The sequence below is a fragment of the Paenibacillus terrisolis genome (genome assembly GCF_056171975.1).
Genome location: NZ_JBKFGG010000001.1, coordinates 186,454 through 203,596, shown reverse-complemented (window position 1 = coordinate 203,596; position 17,143 = coordinate 186,454). Strand labels below are relative to the sequence as shown.

Below are 17,143 nucleotides of genomic sequence, written 5' to 3'. Positions count from 1 at the left end.
GATAAAACGCAGCCCGTCCTATTCTTCATGAGGCAAACCGGTGGCAATTTCCCGGTCCCATTCCAGCATGCCGCCCAGATAGTTGCGCACCTTCTCAAAGCCGAGACTTTTGAGATACAGGGCAACCTCCAAGCTCCGGCGGCCGCTGCGGCAGATGAATACATACTCTTTGTCCTTGTCGAATTCCTCGATCCGATCCGGAATTTCTCCCATCGGAATCAGCGGAATGCCAGGGATGTGGAACTGCATATATTCGTGAAGCTCCCGAACGTCAACGACCACTTCGGTATGATCGGGATTGTTGAGCAGAGCATCCAGCTCATCGGTATCCAGATGAGGGATGCCGTGAATCATTTGGCTCATAGGTGCACCTCTTTTTCTATATAAATTGAACCAAAGATTGAATACGTATAACGGCAGCCGTGTGAAATATTCTTTCGATCGCTGTTGTTCCCGGATTTCTTGGATTGATTACATTCAAATGGAGTAGAAATCCGGTCACAAAGGCGAACGAAGCCTATGCTTAAGGTGCAGCTTTCTTTCAGAAAGCTTTTAGCTTCTGCCAGAACATTTCACCCTCATGCCAAGTTACTTTTTCATTGGTTCAACTTATATAGTAAGATATGAATCATTAAAAAATGGTTCAGGCAAAAACGTCCATACTGAGGTATCTTTCCCCGGTATCGGGAGCAATGCACAATACGCGCTTGCCCGCGCCGAGCTTCCTGGCGAATCTTAGGGCCGTCCAGACCGCCGCTCCTGCCGACGGGCCGACGAGAATGCCTTCCTGCGCGGCCAACCGGCGCGTGGTTTCCAGGGCGTCATCGTCTTCGACCTGAACGATTTCGTCGTACACGTCCGTATTGAGAATCGGGGGAATAAAGCCGGGGCTTGTACCGACCAGCTTATGGGGTCCCGGTTCGCCTCCGGACAGGACGGGTGAGCCCTTCGGCTCCACGACGGCAATCCGTATGCCGGGAAGGTGAGCCCGAAGGTACTCTCCCGTCCCGGTGATGGTGCCGCCGGTTCCTGAGGTAGCGATGAACATATCCAGCCGGCCGTCCAATTGACGGGCAATTTCCGGACCCGTCGTGAGCCGGTGAATTTCCGGGTTGGCCCCGTTTTGGAATTGCTGCGGCATATAGCTGCCCGGAATTTCGGCGAGCAGCTCCCGCGCCTTCTCAATGGAGCCCGGCATCCGTTCGGCAGCCGGCGTCAGAACGACCTCGGCTCCGTAGGCCTTTAGGATATTGATCCGTTCCTTCGTCATATTGTCGGGCATGACCAAAATGGCTTTATAACCTTTGGCGGCCGCATTCATCGCCAGGCCGATGCCGGTATTTCCGCTTGTCGGCTCAATAATCGTGGCGCCGGGCCGAATTAATCCCGCCTGTTCCGCTTCGCGGATCATATGAGCCGCCGCCCGGTCTTTGACGCTGCCGCTCGGATTGAAGTATTCGAGTTTTACGTATACTTCGGCATCGCTCTCCAAGGCGAGGCGGTTCAATCTAACGACTGGCGTATCGACGATCAGTTCGGTAACGCTATTTACAACTTTACGCGACATAAGCTTACACCTGCCTTCGTAGAGTGAAACGGCTCTGCGCGCAGCCCGCGCAAAGTCCCCTCTTTTTCTATCCATTTTATAAGTCATTAAAGGTTCTTTCAAGCCGGAAGGATTCTGTTTTCCAAGCAACTTGTTCTATGTTAAAGTAGTGCTGAGCAACTAGGCGCAGTCAACTTGAGGCGATACATCAAGCCAATCATCATAGTGAAAAAAGTCACATTAATTAAAATGAGAAGGGATGACTTGTATGCAAATATCCAAAAAGAGGCCGTTCGGCGTTACACTGCTGATCGTGCTTCAACTGCTGCTCGGAGTGGGGGCCGTCTTCGGCGGCGGGGCGCTGGTGATTGATCCAACCGGCGATATGATAGGGATGCCTTTGGATATGATGAAGCTGCCGTGGTTTTCCGATTTTTTGATTCCGGGATTGATTCTTTTATTGGTATTGGGGGTCTTTCCGCTGATCGTCGTCTCGGCGCTGATCCGGAAATGGGATTGGCCTCTTGCGGAAAAGCTCAATGTATTCAAGCAAATTCATTGGTCATGGGCTTTTTCTTTGTATATTGCATTTGCGCTTATCATCTGGATCACGATCGAGATGTATATCCTAAACTCGGCGGCGATCGTTCACGTCGTTTATATTGCGCTTGGCTTGGCCATTCAGGTGGTTTCGCTGCTCCCTTCCGTCAACAAATATTACGAGAAGGCTGACTCGGGAGCGGGGGGCAATGGAAGTAACGCGGCGTAATAGGATTTGTCAAGATGTGGACAAGGTTATCCACAACTTGTTGGCTAACTTTATGAAAAACGAATGAAAGCTTGCCTGCCAACTGCTTCCCGCATTTACGAAAACCGCGATGATATTTTACAGAAAATTGTGGATAATGTGAATAAGTTGGTGGATAAATTGTACAGTTCTCGAAAAACCGTAATATCTCCACGAAAAAACGGCCTAAACGGCCGTTTTTTTGCGGAAAGATATCTGGATGATGTGGATAAGCTTGTGTACAAAATCGACAATTGTAAACGGAAAGAAAAAAAAGTTTTGTGACAATTGCTCGTAAGCGAGTGAACGACAGAAAAATCGTGATCAAGACTAGTCTTCCGCCAACATTTCCCACTCTTCATAAGCCGCAGACAGCTGCAGCTTGTGATCGTCAATCGCGGCTTGACGTTCCTGAACCGCCGTATAATCCTGATAAATTTCAGGCAGGGTAAGTTCTTTTTCCAGTGTCTCAATGCCGCTCTCCAGCTTGGAGATCAGCTCTTCAAGCTGTTCCAGGCGCCGGGCGCGGTTCCGCTCTTCACGTTTGGCTTGCTTATCGGCTTCGAAGGAAGCGGCGCCGTTTTTGGCGGCCTGCGAATCAAGCTCAGATGCGGAACGCTCCGAAGAGTTCTTTTTGCCGGCCTCCTGCGCGATTTTCTCTGCGGCCAGATCGGCAAGCTCCTGTTTTTTTGCCAGATAGTCGTCATAATTGCCCAGGAAATGCTCCGTCCCGCCCGGATGCAGCTCAACGATGCGTTCCGCCATTTTGTTCAGAAAATACCGGTCATGCGAAATGAATAACAGCGTTCCGTCGTAATCGAGCAGCGCCGATTCCAGCACTTCTTTGCTGAACAGGTCCAAATGATTGGTTGGTTCGTCGAGTATAAGCACGTTGGCTTTTTGCAGCATTAGTTTGGCTAACGCTACCCGCGCTTTTTCACCGCCGCTCAGCGCCGCCACTTTCTTTAAAACGTCATCGCCGCTAAACAAGAAGTTGCCAAGCACGCTGCGAATTCGGGCTTCTTCGATATGCGGATATGCGCTCCACAGTTCTTCGAGCACCGTATTGGCAGGATTCAGATGGGTTTGCTCCTGGTCGTAATAACCTATTTTCACTTTGGCTCCCCAAGTGATCGTCCCGGAAGCCGGCTTCAGATCTCCGGTGAGAATCTTGAGCAGGGTGGACTTGCCGATCCCGTTAGGACCGATTAAAGCGACGGTTTCCCCGCGGCGCATATCGAAGCCGGCATGCCTGAACAACGGGCGGCTGCTGTCCTCGTATGCATAAGACAAATCGCTGACTTGAAGCACATCTTTGCCGGTCATGATCTCGGCCTCGAAAGAAAAAGTGGCCTTTTTCAGGTCGCCAAGCGGCCGATCCATAACCTCCATTTTATCCAGCGCCTTGCGGCGGCTTTGCGCCCGTTTGGTCGTGGACGCCCGTACAATGTTTTTCTGTATAAAAGTCTCCATCCGAGCGATTTCATCCTGCTGTTTCTCGTACATCTTCATCTGGCTTTCGTATTCGGCTGCCTTTAGTTCAATATAACGGCTGTAATTTCCGGTATACCGCTTGGATTCATGACGCTCGATTTCGACGATGGCGGTGACGAGCCGATCCAGAAAGTAACGGTCATGGGATACGACGAGCAGGGCGCCGGAATAATTTCGCAAATAGTCTTCCAGCCAGGTCAATGTTTCGATGTCCAAATGGTTGGTCGGTTCATCGAGCATCAGCAGGTCAGGGGCCTGCAGCAAAATTTTGGCTAGTGCCAAACGGGTTTTCTGGCCTCCGCTAAGCGTGGAAACTACAGTATCCGGTGAAAACCGGCTAAAGCCCATGCCGTGCAGTACGCTGCGAATCTTTGTTTCGATTTCGTAGCCGCCGTTGTCCTTGAACCAATCGGATTTATGCGCATAACGGTCCAGCAGGTCGTGGTAAGCTTTATCCGCATGGTCCATGGCCGGATTTGCGATTTGCTCTTCGAGCTGCCGCAGCTCCCGTTCCGCTTCGATCAAAGGCGCAAACACGTCCAGCATTTCCTTCCAGATCGTGCGTTCCGATTGAAGTCCGCTGTTTTGGGCAAGATAACCGATCGTCGTTTCTTTGGCTTTGAATATCTGGCCTCCGTCCGGAGTTATTTCGCCCGCCAATATTTGCAGAAGCGTGGATTTGCCTGCGCCGTTTACGCCGACAAGACCGATGCGGTCCCGTTCAAGCACTTGCAGGTTAATTCCTCCCAGCACGCTGGTCACGCCGTAAAGTTTGGTGATGTTTGACGCTTGAAGCAGCATATCTGTTCTGTTCCTCCAACATAAAATTTTCACTATCTATTAGTGTACATGAAACAGGTGGGAAATGCACCGATCATTCACTTAGCATCCTTTGACCGCCAACGTTTTCAATCAGTTTTCATTTGTCCATAACAATGATAAACTAGGGATGAGATAGCCTTTGTTAAAATGAGGTTTATAGATTCTCGCCTTCTACAGAGAAAAGGGGAATTTGCATTCGAATGAATACTGCCGCGGATTTGAAAAAAAGGCTGCGCTTGCAAATGGCGGAAATTCGCGCCCGCATTCCGGAAGACTTCAGAGAGGATCAGTCGCTTGCAGCAATACGGCTTGCCGAGCGGGAGGTGCTGATTCCGCTTCGCCTAAGGAAAGGCGGCCGGCTTACGGTATGCAGTTATGCTTCGTTTCGCGACGAGCCCAGTACTTTTCCGCTAATTCGAAGCTGTCTTGAAGCCGGAGATCGGCTCCTGGTTCCGAGAATAGGCCGTGACCGGAGCCTTTCGCTCCATGTCATTGCCGGTGAGCAGGATTTGGCGCCCGGAATTTGGAACATTCCGGAGCCGAAGGAGCATACGGAATTATGGCCTGCCTCCCGCTATCCGGAGATTGACGTAATGATCGTTCCGGGGCTCGCTTTTGACCGGAAGGGTGGACGTATCGGTTTTGGAGCGGGGTATTATGACCGTCTGGTCTCCGAGATGCGATATCGCTGCGGAAGCGAAGGTTCGGGAAGAACGCTGCTCGCAGGTCTGGCACTGCAGGAACTGGTGATTAGGGAAGGCATTCCGATGGAAGAACATGATTTCAGGCTGGATGCGCTGTTTACGGCTTCCGCCGTTATATATATGAATGAAAGTAGTGAGGACGAAACGTGAGGGAATCCGGGCAAGAGATGACGCATTTTAATGAGCAGGGCAGAGCCCGGATGGTTGATATTTCCGGGAAAGAAGTTACGGTAAGAACCGCTGTAGCGGTTACGACGGTGAAGATGCTGCCTTCGACGCTTGAAGCGATCAAAGCGGGAAAAATAGGCAAGGGAGATGTGCTCGCCGTCGCTCAGGTCGCCGGAATTCAGGGAGCCAAGCGGACCTCGGACTGGATTCCGATGTGCCATCCGCTGCCGCTCACGGGAGTCAATATCGTATTCACCGATAATGGGATTGACGAGCTGCATATTGAAGCTTCAGTGAGAACCGAAGGGAAAACCGGGGTCGAAATGGAGGCGCTCACAGCGGTATCCGCCGCGGCTCTTACCGTTTACGATATGTGCAAGGCGCTTCAGAAAGATATGCTGATCGGACCGACGCAGCTGCAATCGAAGACCGGGGGGAAAAGCGGGGATTATATCCGTCCGGACCTTCTCTAGTTTTTTGAAGATACAAATGAAAGATAAAATGAACGATCGATGAAGAGGGAGTTCCTAAATGGATGAGGAGGGTGACTTCATGATTTGGAAAACAGCGATCCTTACGGCAAGCGATAAAGGAGCCCGAGGCGAACGTGAAGACACGAGCGCCCAGGTTATCCGGGAACTGGTCGAGGAAGAATTGGGCGGGGAGATCGTTGAGTACCGCATCGTTCCGGATGAACCTGACGAAATTATCGCCGCTTTGATCGAAATGACGGATTATTTTCATGCCGATCTGGTCCTTACTACGGGCGGGACGGAGTTGGCAATCCGGGACGTAACTCCCGAAGCGACAAGGCGGGTCATTGAACGGGAAGTTCCGGGCATGGCTGAAGCCATGCGTTATTCGGCGATGCAGAAAAATCCGGCCGCCATGTTATTCCGGGGGATCGTCGGCATCCGGGGGCGCACGCTGATTGTCAATTTGCCGGGAACGCCAAAAGGGGTGCACGAGAATCTGGCCGCCATTATGGAGCAGCTTCCCGAGGCTTTACTGATGGTAACCGGACAATTCCGGCTGTAAGTTCTCAGCTGTTTCCTTATCCGTCTTTTATGATGGACCTAAGAAAGGAGTGGCGTCATGGGCGCAGGTTTGTTGTTGATTATCATCGCGGCTTTGCTGCTGTTTGGTCCGACCAAGCTGCCGGATCTGGGGCGGATCGTCGGCCGCACGCTCCGCGAGTTCAAGGAAGCGACCAGGGATATCGTAGAGGACCGGCCCGAGGCGATGAAGACGGAGCCGGCTTCGGCCGTAGCCGCCGAGCTTCCTAAAACGGAGGATCGTCGTTTGCCGGAGTAGTTTCGAACAAAGATCAGAAGATGAGATACATATGAAGGACGTTTATTTTCCTTCCCGCCGGGAGGGATTTTGTTTGCTTGGAGAAGGAGCCGTGGCGAAAGGAGGAAGTCTGTAATGGCGGATGAGCAAGAACAACTGAGTCTTATGGAGCATTTATCCGAGCTCCGTCGGCGGCTTTTTCTCGTATTTGTCGTGTTTGCCGTCGTCCTCGTCGGGGCCTTTTTCGTTGTGGATCCGATCTATCATTATTTGACGATCAACGCGCACACGGGAGTGCGGATCAAGCTGAACGCCTTTTCGTTTTGGGACGGCGTCGGCGTGTACATGAAAATCGCCATGATTGTGGCGCTTGGCATTACTTTGCCGTTTACGCTCTATCAGATATGGGCGTTTGTCAGTCCCGGCCTGAAGCCGCAGGAGAGGAAAGCCACGCTCAGGTACATTCCGTATGTTTTTATTTGCTTTGTTATCGGCCTTGCTTTTGGTTATTTCGTGGTGTTTCCTCTCGCCATGACGTTTACCGGCTCGCTGAACCGGGAATTAGGGCTTGTGGAGACGTACGGCATGGCCGATTATTTCAAATTCCTCACGAATATTGTGCTGCCTATTTCGCTGCTGTTCGAGCTGCCGCTGGTCATTTTGTTCTTAACGCAGCTGCGGATCCTGAGCCCGCTGCGGCTCAAGAAGATGCGCCGGGTGGCATATTTCGTGCTGGTGGTCATATCGGTGCTCATCACGCCCGCAGACTTTTTCTCCGCGCTGCTCGTTTTATTTCCGCTCATTATTTTGTACGAGTTCAGCGTGATGCTGTCGAAGCGCGTTTACAGGAAGCAGCTGGCGGCGGATGCCGAGCGTGAGGCCCGGCTGCGGGCGGATCCGCCGGCCTAACAGGGGCGGTCGTTCAATGGAATATTTCTGCGCCGCCTGGATAGAATGGGAAGGTCTCGTTTGATCGTAAGAGAAGACAAGCAAAAAATTTGCATAAAGGAACTTGAAATCTGACGGCAAGTTGAGTATCATAAAAGTGGTTGTTAGCACTTGAGCAGATCGAGTGCTAATACATACAATTCGCTATCCCTTAACACAACATATTAAAAGGAGGCTGTTTTTTCATGATCAAACCTTTAGGTGAACGCGTTCTGGTACAACCGATCGAACAGGAGGAAACAACGGCGTTTGGCATTGTTCTTCCGGACACCGCAAAAGAAAAACCGCAGGAAGGCAAAGTCATTGCCGTCGGCAGCGGTACATTGAAGGATGGGGTTCGCGTCCCTCTGGAAGTCAAAGAAGGCGACCGCGTACTGTTCTCCAAATACGCCGGAACCGAAGTTAAATACGAAGGCAAAGAGTATTTGATTATGAAAGAAAGCGACATTCACGCCATCGTCGGCTAAGCAAAAGCCGAAGCATATCGATTGAACAATATCTAGGGAGGTATTTGAATAATGGCAAAAGATATCAAATTCAGTGAAGAAGCACGCCACGCCATGCTTCGTGGGGTTGACGCTTTAGCTAACGCGGTAAAAGTGACACTGGGTCCAAAAGGCCGCAATGTTGTGCTTGAGAAAAAATTCGGCAGCCCGCTCATCACGAATGACGGCGTAACGATCGCCAAAGAAATCGAACTGGAAAACGCTTTTGAAAACATGGGCGCCCAGCTCGTTAAAGAAGTAGCAACCAAAACGAACGATGTTGCCGGTGACGGCACAACGACAGCTACCGTTTTGGCCCAAGCCCTGATTCGCGAAGGCCTCAAGAACGTAACTGCCGGCGCCAGCCCAATCGGACTGCGCAAAGGGATCGACAAAGCCGTTCGCGCCGCTGTGGCCGAACTGAAAAACATCTCCAAAACGATCGAAGGCAAACAATCGATCGCTCAAGTTGCGGCCATTTCCGCTGCCGACGAAGAAGTTGGCGAATTGATCGCCGAAGCGATGGAAAAAGTGGGTAAAGACGGCGTTATCACCGTTGAAGAATCCCGCGGCTTCGCAACTGAGCTTGAAGTGGTTGAAGGTATGCAATTCGACCGTGGCTATGTATCTCCTTACATGATCACCGATACGGACAAAATGGAAGCCGTACTCGATAATCCATATATCCTGATCACCGACAAGAAGATCAGCAGCACGCAAGAAATTCTGCCGCTTCTGGAGAAGATCGTTCAACAATCCAGACCGCTGCTTATCATCGCTGAAGACATCGAAGGCGAAGCTCAAGCAATGCTGATCGTGAACAAACTGCGCGGCACATTCAGCGCGGTAGCCGTTAAAGCTCCTGGCTTCGGCGACCGTCGCGAAGCGATGCTGCAAGATATCGCGGCCCTTACCGGCGGCCAAGTGATCACCGAGAAGCTCGGTCTTGACTTGAAGAGCACCTCTGTTGATCAACTCGGTAACGCTCGTCAAGTGATCGTAACGAAAGAAAACACGACGATCGTGGACGGCAGCGGCGACAAATCCGACATCACGGCTCGCGTAAACCAAATCCGCGCACAACTGGAAGAAACGACTTCCGAGTTCGACAAAGAAAAACTGCAAGAACGTCTGGCTAAACTGGCCGGCGGCGTAGCGGTCATCAAAGTCGGCGCGGCTACCGAAACCGAACTGAAAGAACGCAAACTGCGCATCGAAGATGCTCTGAACGCTACTCGCGCAGCCGTTGAAGAAGGCATCGTATCCGGCGGCGGCGTAGCCCTCGTGAACGTGTACGGCGCAGTAGCAGCCGTTGAAGCAACCGGCGACGAAAAAACCGGCGTGAACATCGTGCTGCGCGCTTTGGAAGAACCGGTTCGTACGATCGCTGCGAATGCCGGCGAAGAAGGTTCCGTTATTGTGGACCGTCTGAAGAAAGAAAAAGCGGGAATCGGCTACAACGCCGCTACCGGCGAATGGGTGAACATGATTGAAGCAGGTATCGTTGACCCTGCGAAGGTAACCCGTTATGCGCTCCAAAACGCAGCTTCCGTAGCAGGACTGTTCCTGACCACCGAAGCGGTTATCGCCGACAAACCGGAACCGGAAAAACCGGCTGTTCCCGACATGGGCGGCATGGGCGGAATGATGTAATACAGGGTTCGCTAAAACCCTATAATATAGCTTCAAAAAGGCTCCCGAGAGGGAGCCTTTTTCATTAATGGCTTCAGCCAGTTGAGTACGCGAAGCGTGAGAGACAGACACCGCCCGCATAGCGGACGGTGCAATCGAGGCTTATATCAAAAGACCACCTGATGCGGGCGTTGTAATAGGGGGGCTCCGAGCTCTATGTATAACGAAAGGAAAAGGGGGGAATGGCGAGAAACCTTGTCAACTCAAAATAGACTCTTTATACTACTTTTCAAATATGGAACCACACTAACTGGAAATTCTCCTGTTAATTGGCCTCATATTGAATCTGGACGAACATTAACTGGAAAACCTCCAGCTAAATCATTGATTTAGGACGTAAACTGACTCGTTTGCCGAAATTAGTGGGAACATTTCCAGTTAATATGCTGTTAATCCTTATTTTGCTTAAATTAACGGGAGCTTTTCCCATTATTAGGTTAACTTCGAGCTCCAAATGGAATTTATCCGGTTCATTGAGCACCAATAAAGTTGAATTCGGTTTCTAACGACAGAACTCTCTCATGAAAAGTGTGTAAAAGGATCATTTCCGCTCTAGAAGGTAATACCCCGATAAAAGTATTTGCTGTCTCTCAAACGGGGCAACTTAAAACAGGGTTATCACCCGGCATCGCTGATGGCATAGTAGGGAAGCTCCCGATTTACGGGCTCGATCATACGGTTTATTGTTTCGGTGCAAACTTGAACTGTGAACTTTCTTCGAAGCGCTTGCCATAGAGCGCGCTCTATGGCTTATATTTTGGTTATCCCGGGAAGAAAGGTGATTTGCATGAGCTTTTCAACTAGAGAGGTTACCGAAAAATTCAATCTCTCGATGCATACGCTGAGGTACTACGAAAAAGAAGGCCTGCTTCCGCCTGTCCGGCGCGATCTTAATGGAACCCGCGAATACAGCGAAATCGATCTGGAATGGCTGGTGTTGATTCGCTGCATGAGAGCGGCGGGGATGTCCATCGAATATATCAGGAATTACGTGGAATTATGCCGGAAGGGATTGTCAACCGTACCTGAACGCATACAAATTATGCTGCTGCAAAAAGAGATTCTGGAGCAGCAAAAAGCGGAATTGGACAAGAACCTGCAGGTTGTCTATAAGAAGCTGAAGCACTATCAGGAATTGGAAGACAAGCAATTTCTGGATTCCGACACCGCAGGCCATGTTATTGTGCGTACTTGCGCATTTAATGAGATCGAAGAGATAGTCAAGCAAAAAGACGGCAGAAAGAATTAGACCGCCAATACAAAAGGGAGAGAGCGTAAATGAACAACTTTTATTATCAAATTCCTACGGAAATTTATTTTGGAAAGGGACAAATGGAACAGCTTGGTCAAAAGGTTGCCGAGTTCGGAACAAAAGTGCTGCTGGTATACGGGGGCGGAAGCATCAAACGAACCGGTCTCTATCAAACGATTTATGACCAACTCGCACAAAACGGCCTTGAGGTGCTGGAGCTTTCCGGCGTAGATCCGAACCCCAGAATTGAAACGGTGCGTGACGGCGCAGAATTGTGCAAAACGAACGGAATCGACGTGATTTTGGCGGTTGGCGGAGGCAGCGCCATCGATTGTTCCAAGGTCATTTCCGCAGGGGCCAAATACGAAGGGGATGCTTGGGATCTGGTGACCGGTTCGGCGGCCATAGAAGAGACTCTCCCCGTCATTACAATTCCGACTTTGTCCGCTTCCGGATCGGAAATGAACCGCTTTGCCGTCATTTCCAACATGGAGACGAACGACAAGCTGGGCGTGTTCAGCCCGGTTTTCTATCCGAAAGCTTCCTTTCTCGATCCCGAAAACGCGTTTACCGTACCTAAAAATCAAACGGCGGCGGGAACGGCGGACATCATGGCCCACATCATTGAACGTTATTTCCACAATGTCAAGGGAGCTTATGTGCAAAACCGGATTTCCGAAGGCTTGCTCAAAACCTGCATTCATTACGGGCCGATCGCTTTCAGCAAACCGGATGATTATGAAGCAAGAGCGAATCTGATGTGGACGGCGAGCCTTGCCATCGACGGAGTCACATGGAGAGGGAATGATGTGGCCAACACTTTACATCCTATTGAGCATGAACTGAGCGCTTATTATGATATTACACACGGCGTGGGGCTTGCCATTTTGATGCCTCATTGGATGAAATATGTGCTTAACGAACAGACCATCGACCGGTTTGTGGAGTATGGCGTAAATGTATGGGGGATAGACGCATCCAGGGATAAATTTGAGATTGCAAATGCGGCTATCGACAAGACGGCGGAGTTTTTCAGAGCCTTGGAAATTCCGGCGGCATTAAGTGAGGTCGGCGTGGATGACGAGCATTTGAAAGCCATGGCCGACAAATCGGCCAAAAGACTGGAGAAAGCCTTCGTTCCGCTGACTTCGGACGATGTGTTAGCCATCTTGCAAGCTGCGATGTAACTAAGGATTCGAAATGATAACTTAAGTTGAGATCCATTCTCCGCCTCTGACCTTCCGCGCATCTTTATGAGGAGTGAGGCCGAAAAGCCTTTTATATTCGCGGATAAATTGCATCGAACTGAGATACCCAACCTGCAGCGCTTCTTCCGTTACGCCTGCGTTACCTTCGAGCAAAGCCGAAGAAATCCGCCGGCTTGACGAAGTCAGCGCTCTGCCGCCGGAGTATCCCGGCTGGATGTTGAAGTCCCAAGCGGCCGACCGCTTGGAAGCGCTCGGGGTTGCGGAGGGGTTGAACCATATATAGAATCCGCATACAGTGGTGGGCAAAGAAAATATGAAATTGGATGGTTACGGAAGAATTGTTGGCCTTTATATTAAAAATAAGACCGCTGGAAGCGAAATGGCTGCCGTGCCCTCTATCGCCAATCATGTGTTTATTATTGTGTATATTGATAAAGAATAATGATTAGCTGACAAAAAACCAACCGCAGAGGTTCGAACTCGGCGGTTGGTTTTTCAAGATAACACGGCTGATTCTAACGTATTAGCGACCGAAGCGCCTTCGCAAACCTTGATATCCCGGGGCCGATTTCATCGGCTTTTGGCCTGGCATAAGTAAACCGGACATAACCTGAATCCGAGCCATAGACACTGCCCGGCACAAAAACGACTCCCCCGCGAATGGCTTCCTCCAGCAGTTTTCCGTCATTGACGTCCGGAACCAGCTTACACCACAAGTGGAGCCCTCCTTGTGGAATCGAAAACCGGATCAGATCCGGAAGTTCCTTCTGCAGAGCTTCGATCAGTAAATCGCGTTTGAACTGAAGCTGCCCGCGCAAGCGGTTCAAGTGCGGTTCAAAGTAAGCCGACCGTAAAAACTGTGCGGCTACCTGCTGAGGGATGACGCTAAGCCCAAAATCCATTTGCTGCCGGGCATCCGCCAACCGCTCGACAATGGAATGCGGAGCGACCATCCAGCCTATTCGAAGGCCGGAAGCGGCAATTTTCGAGAATGAACCGATGTATAAAACAGAACCTGCGGAATCCATGGATTTGAGCGGTGAAGGAACGGATCTTTCAAAGGCGGTAAGGCTGAAGGGATCGTCTTCCACGATAGGCAAAGCCAGTTCGCTGGCCACTGCCAGAAGCTGCTCGCGACGTTCCGTCCCCAATACGCTCCCTGTCGGGTTTTGAAAATTCGAATTCAAGAATACCATTTTGATGCGGTGTTTTCTGTGCAGAGTGCGGACATCCTCGGGATGGACGCCGTGCTGATCCACGGGAAGCCTGAACAGCCGGAGGCCGGCGGACTGGAACATCGGCAGCGAGTAACAATAGGACGGGTCCTCGATGGCGACGGCATCGCCCGGGGAGAGCAGACACTGTGTGATTAAGTACAACGATTGCTGGGATCCGGAAGTAATAAGGATGGACGATTCGGTCGTTTGAATGCCTCTATGCTCCGCCAGATAGGAAACCAGCGTTTGCCTAAGCGGAATGTATCCTTGCGGATGGTCGTATCCGAGATATGAAGTATATCGATGTTCGCTCATCAGATTGGCAATCTCTTCGGCGGGAGCCATATCCGCGGATAGCTCGCCGCTGGCAAAGTCTATCAAGGGCTGCTGTGCCAGAGCTTCCCGGATTTTACGCATAAACGGAAGGTTAGGCAGAAATCCGCCTCCTTCGGCGTACCTTTTCCAGTTTGGCGTATGTTTCGGCGTGGCCTCCCATTTGCTTTCGCTGACGTGCGTTCCGCTTCCTATGCGGCTTTCAATGATGCCCATGGAGCGAAGCTCGCCGAAAGCCAGGATCACCGTGCTTCGATTAACTCCCAATTGCTCGGCCAATTTACGCTCGGACGGAAGCAAACTGCCCGGCGGAAACTCGCCATATGAAATGCGCTGCTCCAAATGATCGGCAATCTGTTCATATAGCGGTTTTTTGCTTTGACGGTCGGGTTTCCACACGTAGGTTCACTTCTCTCGCTTTTTTATCTCATCTTAACATGATATTGCATCAAAATTCAGCGAATGGGAGTTAACTCCATGTCAATCAGAAATGATGAAAAAAGGTTGTCAACGAAAAAAGGAGTGGTGAAATGAATAGCCGTTATGTCCAAGTTGCCATTGTTCAATCCGCGCCAATTTTATTCGATAAGCAGTCTGCTATGGAGATGATTGTCGGCGGGACGAGGGAGGCAGCAGGAAAAGGCGCACAATTGGTTGTTTTTCCGGAGGTGTTTCTGCCAGGGTACCCCAGGGGGTTAAGCTTCGGCGCGCGCGTAGGCAGCCGTACGCTTCAAGGAAGAAAGGATTGGCAGCGTTATTGGGAAAGCGCGATTGAAGTTCCGGGTACCGAAACCGATGTCTTGGGAGAGCTCGCAAAAGAGCTCGGTATTTATTTGATTGTCGGCGTTGTGGAAAGAGACCGTGAATTCAGTAAGGGGACTTTGTTTAATACCGTGATTTACATCGGACCGGACGGCAGTCTTCTGGGCAAACATCGCAAACTGGTGCCCACCGGCTCCGAGCGCCTTCTTTGGGGACATGGCGACGGCAGTACGCTGACCGTGATCGATACGCCTTTTGGCAGAGTGGGCGGTTTGATTTGCTGGGAAAATTATATGCCTTTGGCTCGAACGGCCATGTACGCGCAGGGCGTCGACATCTATATTGCACCTACAGCGGATGCTCGCGATACATGGCAGGCTACCATCCGTCATATCGCCTGTGAAGGCCGATGCTTTGTCCTGTCCAGCAACCAGTTCGTTACCAAAGCGTCCTACCCCACCGACTTGGCCTATTATGCGGATATTAAAGATGACGAGGATATTCTCAGCAAGGGAGGCAGCGCTATCGTTGGGCCGCTTGGGCAGTACATCGTCCCGCCGCTATACGATAAAGAGGGAATCCTTATGGCGACATTGGACCTTTCCGAGATCGCGCAAAGCCGGTTTGACTTTGACGCCGTCGGTCACTACAGCCGGCCGGATGTGTTTCAATTGGTCGTTAACGATACGAAACAGGAGATCGTTCGAAAAATCCGCTGAAAGGGCTGGCATCGGCAGGACGATGAGTCCATAATTTTAAAGGCTCCCCGAAAGGGAGCCTTTTTTAAGCGTCGGCATCTTAAGAAGCATTAGCCTGTAAAAATATGATTTCCGATTCGTACCTTCTGCGGTCTGGACCAAATCCAGCTGCTGGTTGCCGTATTTGGATTAAAGTAATAGAGCGAGCCGTATGTCGGATCCCAGCCGCGTACGGCATCCAGCGCGGCCATATAGGCCGTGCTGTCCGGCGTCAGCCAAAACTGACCGTCATTGACCGCCGTAAACGCGCCGGGCTGAAAGACGACAGCGCTTATATTGTCCGGAAAGAGACCGGATTGAATCCGATTCATGACTACTGCTCCAACAGCGACTTGACCCGTATAAGACTCGCCTCTGGCTTCGCTGTAAATCAATCTTGCCAGAGTATCCATTTCGCTTTGATTCAGGGAATACTTTTTAAGCGTTTTCCAGGTTTGAGCACCGGCTATTCCGTCAGCTCGGATACCATATTTTTGCTGAAAACCTATGACCGCATTTTTCGTATAAGAGCCGTAATAGCCGGTTAGGGTCTGACTGAATAAACCAAGAGATTTCAGTCTGTATTGAAGATCCCATACATCGCCGCTCGAACTGCCGACCTTTAATGTAGCGGCGGCCGCTTGTGTGGTCTGGCCGGATATCCCGATGCCGATGGCCATGACCATCACTAAAATGAGTCCCCGGAGTTTTTTCATAAGGAACACCTCCTGTCCCTTAGAATTGTAGAGTTAGAAGGAAAAGAGAACAACCATCAACATTTGGAATTTCGGAGTTTTTAGCAAATTATACATTTTCCAAAGGAACTTCCGGTAAGCTGAAGTATAATGAAATCAATATTATGAATGGCAAGGGGATTATCATGGAACAAGTGGGATTGGTGTTAGGCGGCGGTGCGGTCCGGGGACTTGCTCATTTGGGAGTGTTGAAAGCTTTCGAACGCCACCGGATTCCGGTTGATATTATTGTGGGTACAAGCATGGGAGGGGCCATAGGCGGATTGTATGCCGCGGGTATTTCGGCGGAAGAGATCGAGAATCTGCTCTACCACACTCCCAAATACCGGCTGATGGATTTGGGTATCCGGCAGCGAGGGCTCATTGGCGGCAACAAAATCTACAACACGGTCAACGAGCTTCTTAAGCAGCGTGGCAAAGGAGCGCTGCAAATCGAGGATTTCCCCATCAAATTCAAAGCCGTTTCCGTAGATCTAATGCAGGGTAAGCAGGTCGTTCTCGACCGTGGCGATCTCGGCACGGCGCTTCGCGCAACGACGGCTTTTCCCGGGGTATTCGCGCCCTTGATGCTCGAGGGGAAAATGCTGGTCGACGGCGGCGTGTTGAATAATTTGCCCGTGCAGGAATTGAAGCGAAAAGAAACCGGATTGATCATTGCCGTCGATGTGGCCCGGGAGCATGAGAAAAAACCGCCGCGGAATATGATCGAGGTCGTTTATCGTTCTTACAGCCTGATGACGGCGGAACGGAAGCACACGAGCCTGAGGCTGGCCGACATCGTCATTCGACCGGAGGTCGGGCATGTCGCCGCATTCGATTTCTCGAAAATGCACGACTGCATCAAAGCCGGCGAGGAGGCGGCCGAGTCGATGATGGATGAGCTGAAATTGCAAATCGAACGAGTTAATCTTGAATTTCGGGGATGACCGGGTCGGAGATT

General features: G+C 50.9%; 19 protein-coding genes. 14 read left to right on the top strand and 5 right to left on the bottom strand.

Going from position 1 to position 17,143, the window contains the following annotated elements:
* Positions 1-18: 18 nt before the first annotated feature.
* Both ACI48K_RS01010 and cysK read right to left on the bottom strand, forming a co-directional pair.
* Positions 19-363, bottom strand: coding sequence for a rhodanese-like domain-containing protein (locus tag ACI48K_RS01010; protein ID WP_475025693.1), 345 nt, complete (start codon positions 361-363; stop codon positions 19-21).
* A 280-nt stretch (positions 364-643) separates the two neighbouring features.
* Complete coding sequence (gene cysK / locus ACI48K_RS01005; protein WP_475025692.1) at positions 644-1,567, bottom strand: cysteine synthase A; 924 nt, start codon at positions 1,565-1,567, stop codon at positions 644-646.
* A gap of 247 nt (positions 1,568-1,814) precedes the next feature.
* On the opposite strand from cysK, the gene ACI48K_RS01000 reads away from it, so the two are divergent.
* Positions 1,815-2,315, top strand: coding sequence for a hypothetical protein (locus ACI48K_RS01000; RefSeq protein ID WP_475025691.1), 501 nt, complete (start codon positions 1,815-1,817; stop codon positions 2,313-2,315).
* 348 nt (positions 2,316-2,663) lie between these two features.
* On the opposite strand, the gene ACI48K_RS00995 is transcribed toward ACI48K_RS01000, so the two are convergent.
* Positions 2,664-4,628: an ABC-F family ATP-binding cassette domain-containing protein gene (locus ACI48K_RS00995; protein ID WP_475025690.1), complete on the bottom strand. Its 1,965-nt coding sequence runs from the start codon at positions 4,626-4,628 to the stop codon at positions 2,664-2,666.
* A 221-nt stretch (positions 4,629-4,849) separates the two neighbouring features.
* Here ACI48K_RS00995 and ACI48K_RS00990 point away from each other — a divergent pair, with 221 nt between their 5' ends.
* The 11 genes from ACI48K_RS00990 (at position 4,850) to ACI48K_RS00940 (ending at position 12,841) form a co-directional block, all read left to right on the top strand.
* A complete protein-coding gene (locus tag ACI48K_RS00990; RefSeq protein ID WP_475025688.1) occupies positions 4,850-5,503 on the top strand; it encodes a 5-formyltetrahydrofolate cyclo-ligase in 654 nt (217 codons plus the stop codon).
* 17 nt (positions 5,504-5,520) lie between these two features.
* Positions 5,521-5,994 carry a cyclic pyranopterin monophosphate synthase MoaC gene (moaC, locus tag ACI48K_RS00985; protein WP_475026032.1) on the top strand — a complete coding sequence of 158 codons (474 nt, stop codon included), beginning with the start codon at positions 5,521-5,523 and terminating at the stop codon, positions 5,992-5,994.
* A 79-nt stretch (positions 5,995-6,073) separates the two neighbouring features.
* Positions 6,074-6,559 carry a MogA/MoaB family molybdenum cofactor biosynthesis protein gene (locus ACI48K_RS00980; RefSeq protein WP_475025687.1) on the top strand — a complete coding sequence of 162 codons (486 nt, stop codon included), beginning with the start codon at positions 6,074-6,076 and terminating at the stop codon, positions 6,557-6,559.
* A gap of 57 nt (positions 6,560-6,616) precedes the next feature.
* Complete coding sequence (locus ACI48K_RS00975; RefSeq protein ID WP_475025686.1) at positions 6,617-6,835, top strand: twin-arginine translocase TatA/TatE family subunit; 219 nt, start codon at positions 6,617-6,619, stop codon at positions 6,833-6,835.
* Between the two features lie 114 nt (positions 6,836-6,949).
* Positions 6,950-7,723, top strand: coding sequence for a twin-arginine translocase subunit TatC (gene tatC, locus ACI48K_RS00970; RefSeq protein WP_475025685.1), 774 nt, complete (start codon positions 6,950-6,952; stop codon positions 7,721-7,723).
* Positions 7,724-7,947: 224 nt separating this feature from the next.
* On the top strand, positions 7,948-8,229 hold the full coding sequence (groES, locus tag ACI48K_RS00965) for a co-chaperone GroES (protein WP_475025683.1): 282 nt from the start codon (positions 7,948-7,950) through the stop codon (positions 8,227-8,229).
* Positions 8,230-8,280: 51 nt separating this feature from the next.
* Entirely contained in the window at positions 8,281-9,900 is a 1,620-nt protein-coding gene (gene groL / locus ACI48K_RS00960; protein WP_475025682.1) for a chaperonin GroEL, read from the top strand.
* Positions 9,901-10,726: 826 nt separating this feature from the next.
* Positions 10,727-11,188 (top strand): MerR family transcriptional regulator, encoded by a 462-nt coding sequence (locus ACI48K_RS00955; RefSeq protein WP_475025681.1) that lies wholly within the window; start codon positions 10,727-10,729, stop codon positions 11,186-11,188.
* Positions 11,189-11,217: 29 nt separating this feature from the next.
* Entirely contained in the window at positions 11,218-12,378 is a 1,161-nt protein-coding gene (locus ACI48K_RS00950) for an iron-containing alcohol dehydrogenase (RefSeq protein ID WP_475025680.1), read from the top strand.
* A gap of 73 nt (positions 12,379-12,451) precedes the next feature.
* Positions 12,452-12,682, top strand: a complete 231-nt coding sequence (locus ACI48K_RS00945) for a hypothetical protein (RefSeq protein WP_475025678.1) — start codon at positions 12,452-12,454, stop codon at positions 12,680-12,682.
* Between the two features lie 30 nt (positions 12,683-12,712).
* Positions 12,713-12,841 carry a hypothetical protein gene (locus ACI48K_RS00940; RefSeq protein WP_475025677.1) on the top strand — a complete coding sequence of 43 codons (129 nt, stop codon included), beginning with the start codon at positions 12,713-12,715 and terminating at the stop codon, positions 12,839-12,841.
* A gap of 73 nt (positions 12,842-12,914) precedes the next feature.
* On the opposite strand, the gene pdxR is transcribed toward ACI48K_RS00940, so the two are convergent.
* Positions 12,915-14,348: a MocR-like pyridoxine biosynthesis transcription factor PdxR gene (pdxR, locus tag ACI48K_RS00935; RefSeq protein ID WP_475025676.1), complete on the bottom strand. Its 1,434-nt coding sequence runs from the start codon at positions 14,346-14,348 to the stop codon at positions 12,915-12,917.
* 131 nt (positions 14,349-14,479) lie between these two features.
* On the opposite strand from pdxR, the gene ACI48K_RS00930 reads away from it, so the two are divergent.
* Positions 14,480-15,430 (top strand): carbon-nitrogen hydrolase family protein, encoded by a 951-nt coding sequence (locus ACI48K_RS00930; protein WP_475025675.1) that lies wholly within the window; start codon positions 14,480-14,482, stop codon positions 15,428-15,430.
* 89 nt (positions 15,431-15,519) lie between these two features.
* Here the strand turns inward: ACI48K_RS00930 and ACI48K_RS00925 are convergent, their stop codons facing one another.
* Entirely contained in the window at positions 15,520-16,164 is a 645-nt protein-coding gene (locus tag ACI48K_RS00925) for a cell wall hydrolase (protein WP_475025673.1), read from the bottom strand.
* Between the two features lie 164 nt (positions 16,165-16,328).
* On the opposite strand from ACI48K_RS00925, the gene ACI48K_RS00920 reads away from it, so the two are divergent.
* Positions 16,329-17,129, top strand: coding sequence for a patatin-like phospholipase family protein (locus ACI48K_RS00920; RefSeq protein WP_475025672.1), 801 nt, complete (start codon positions 16,329-16,331; stop codon positions 17,127-17,129).
* Positions 17,130-17,143: the final 14 nt, after the last annotated feature.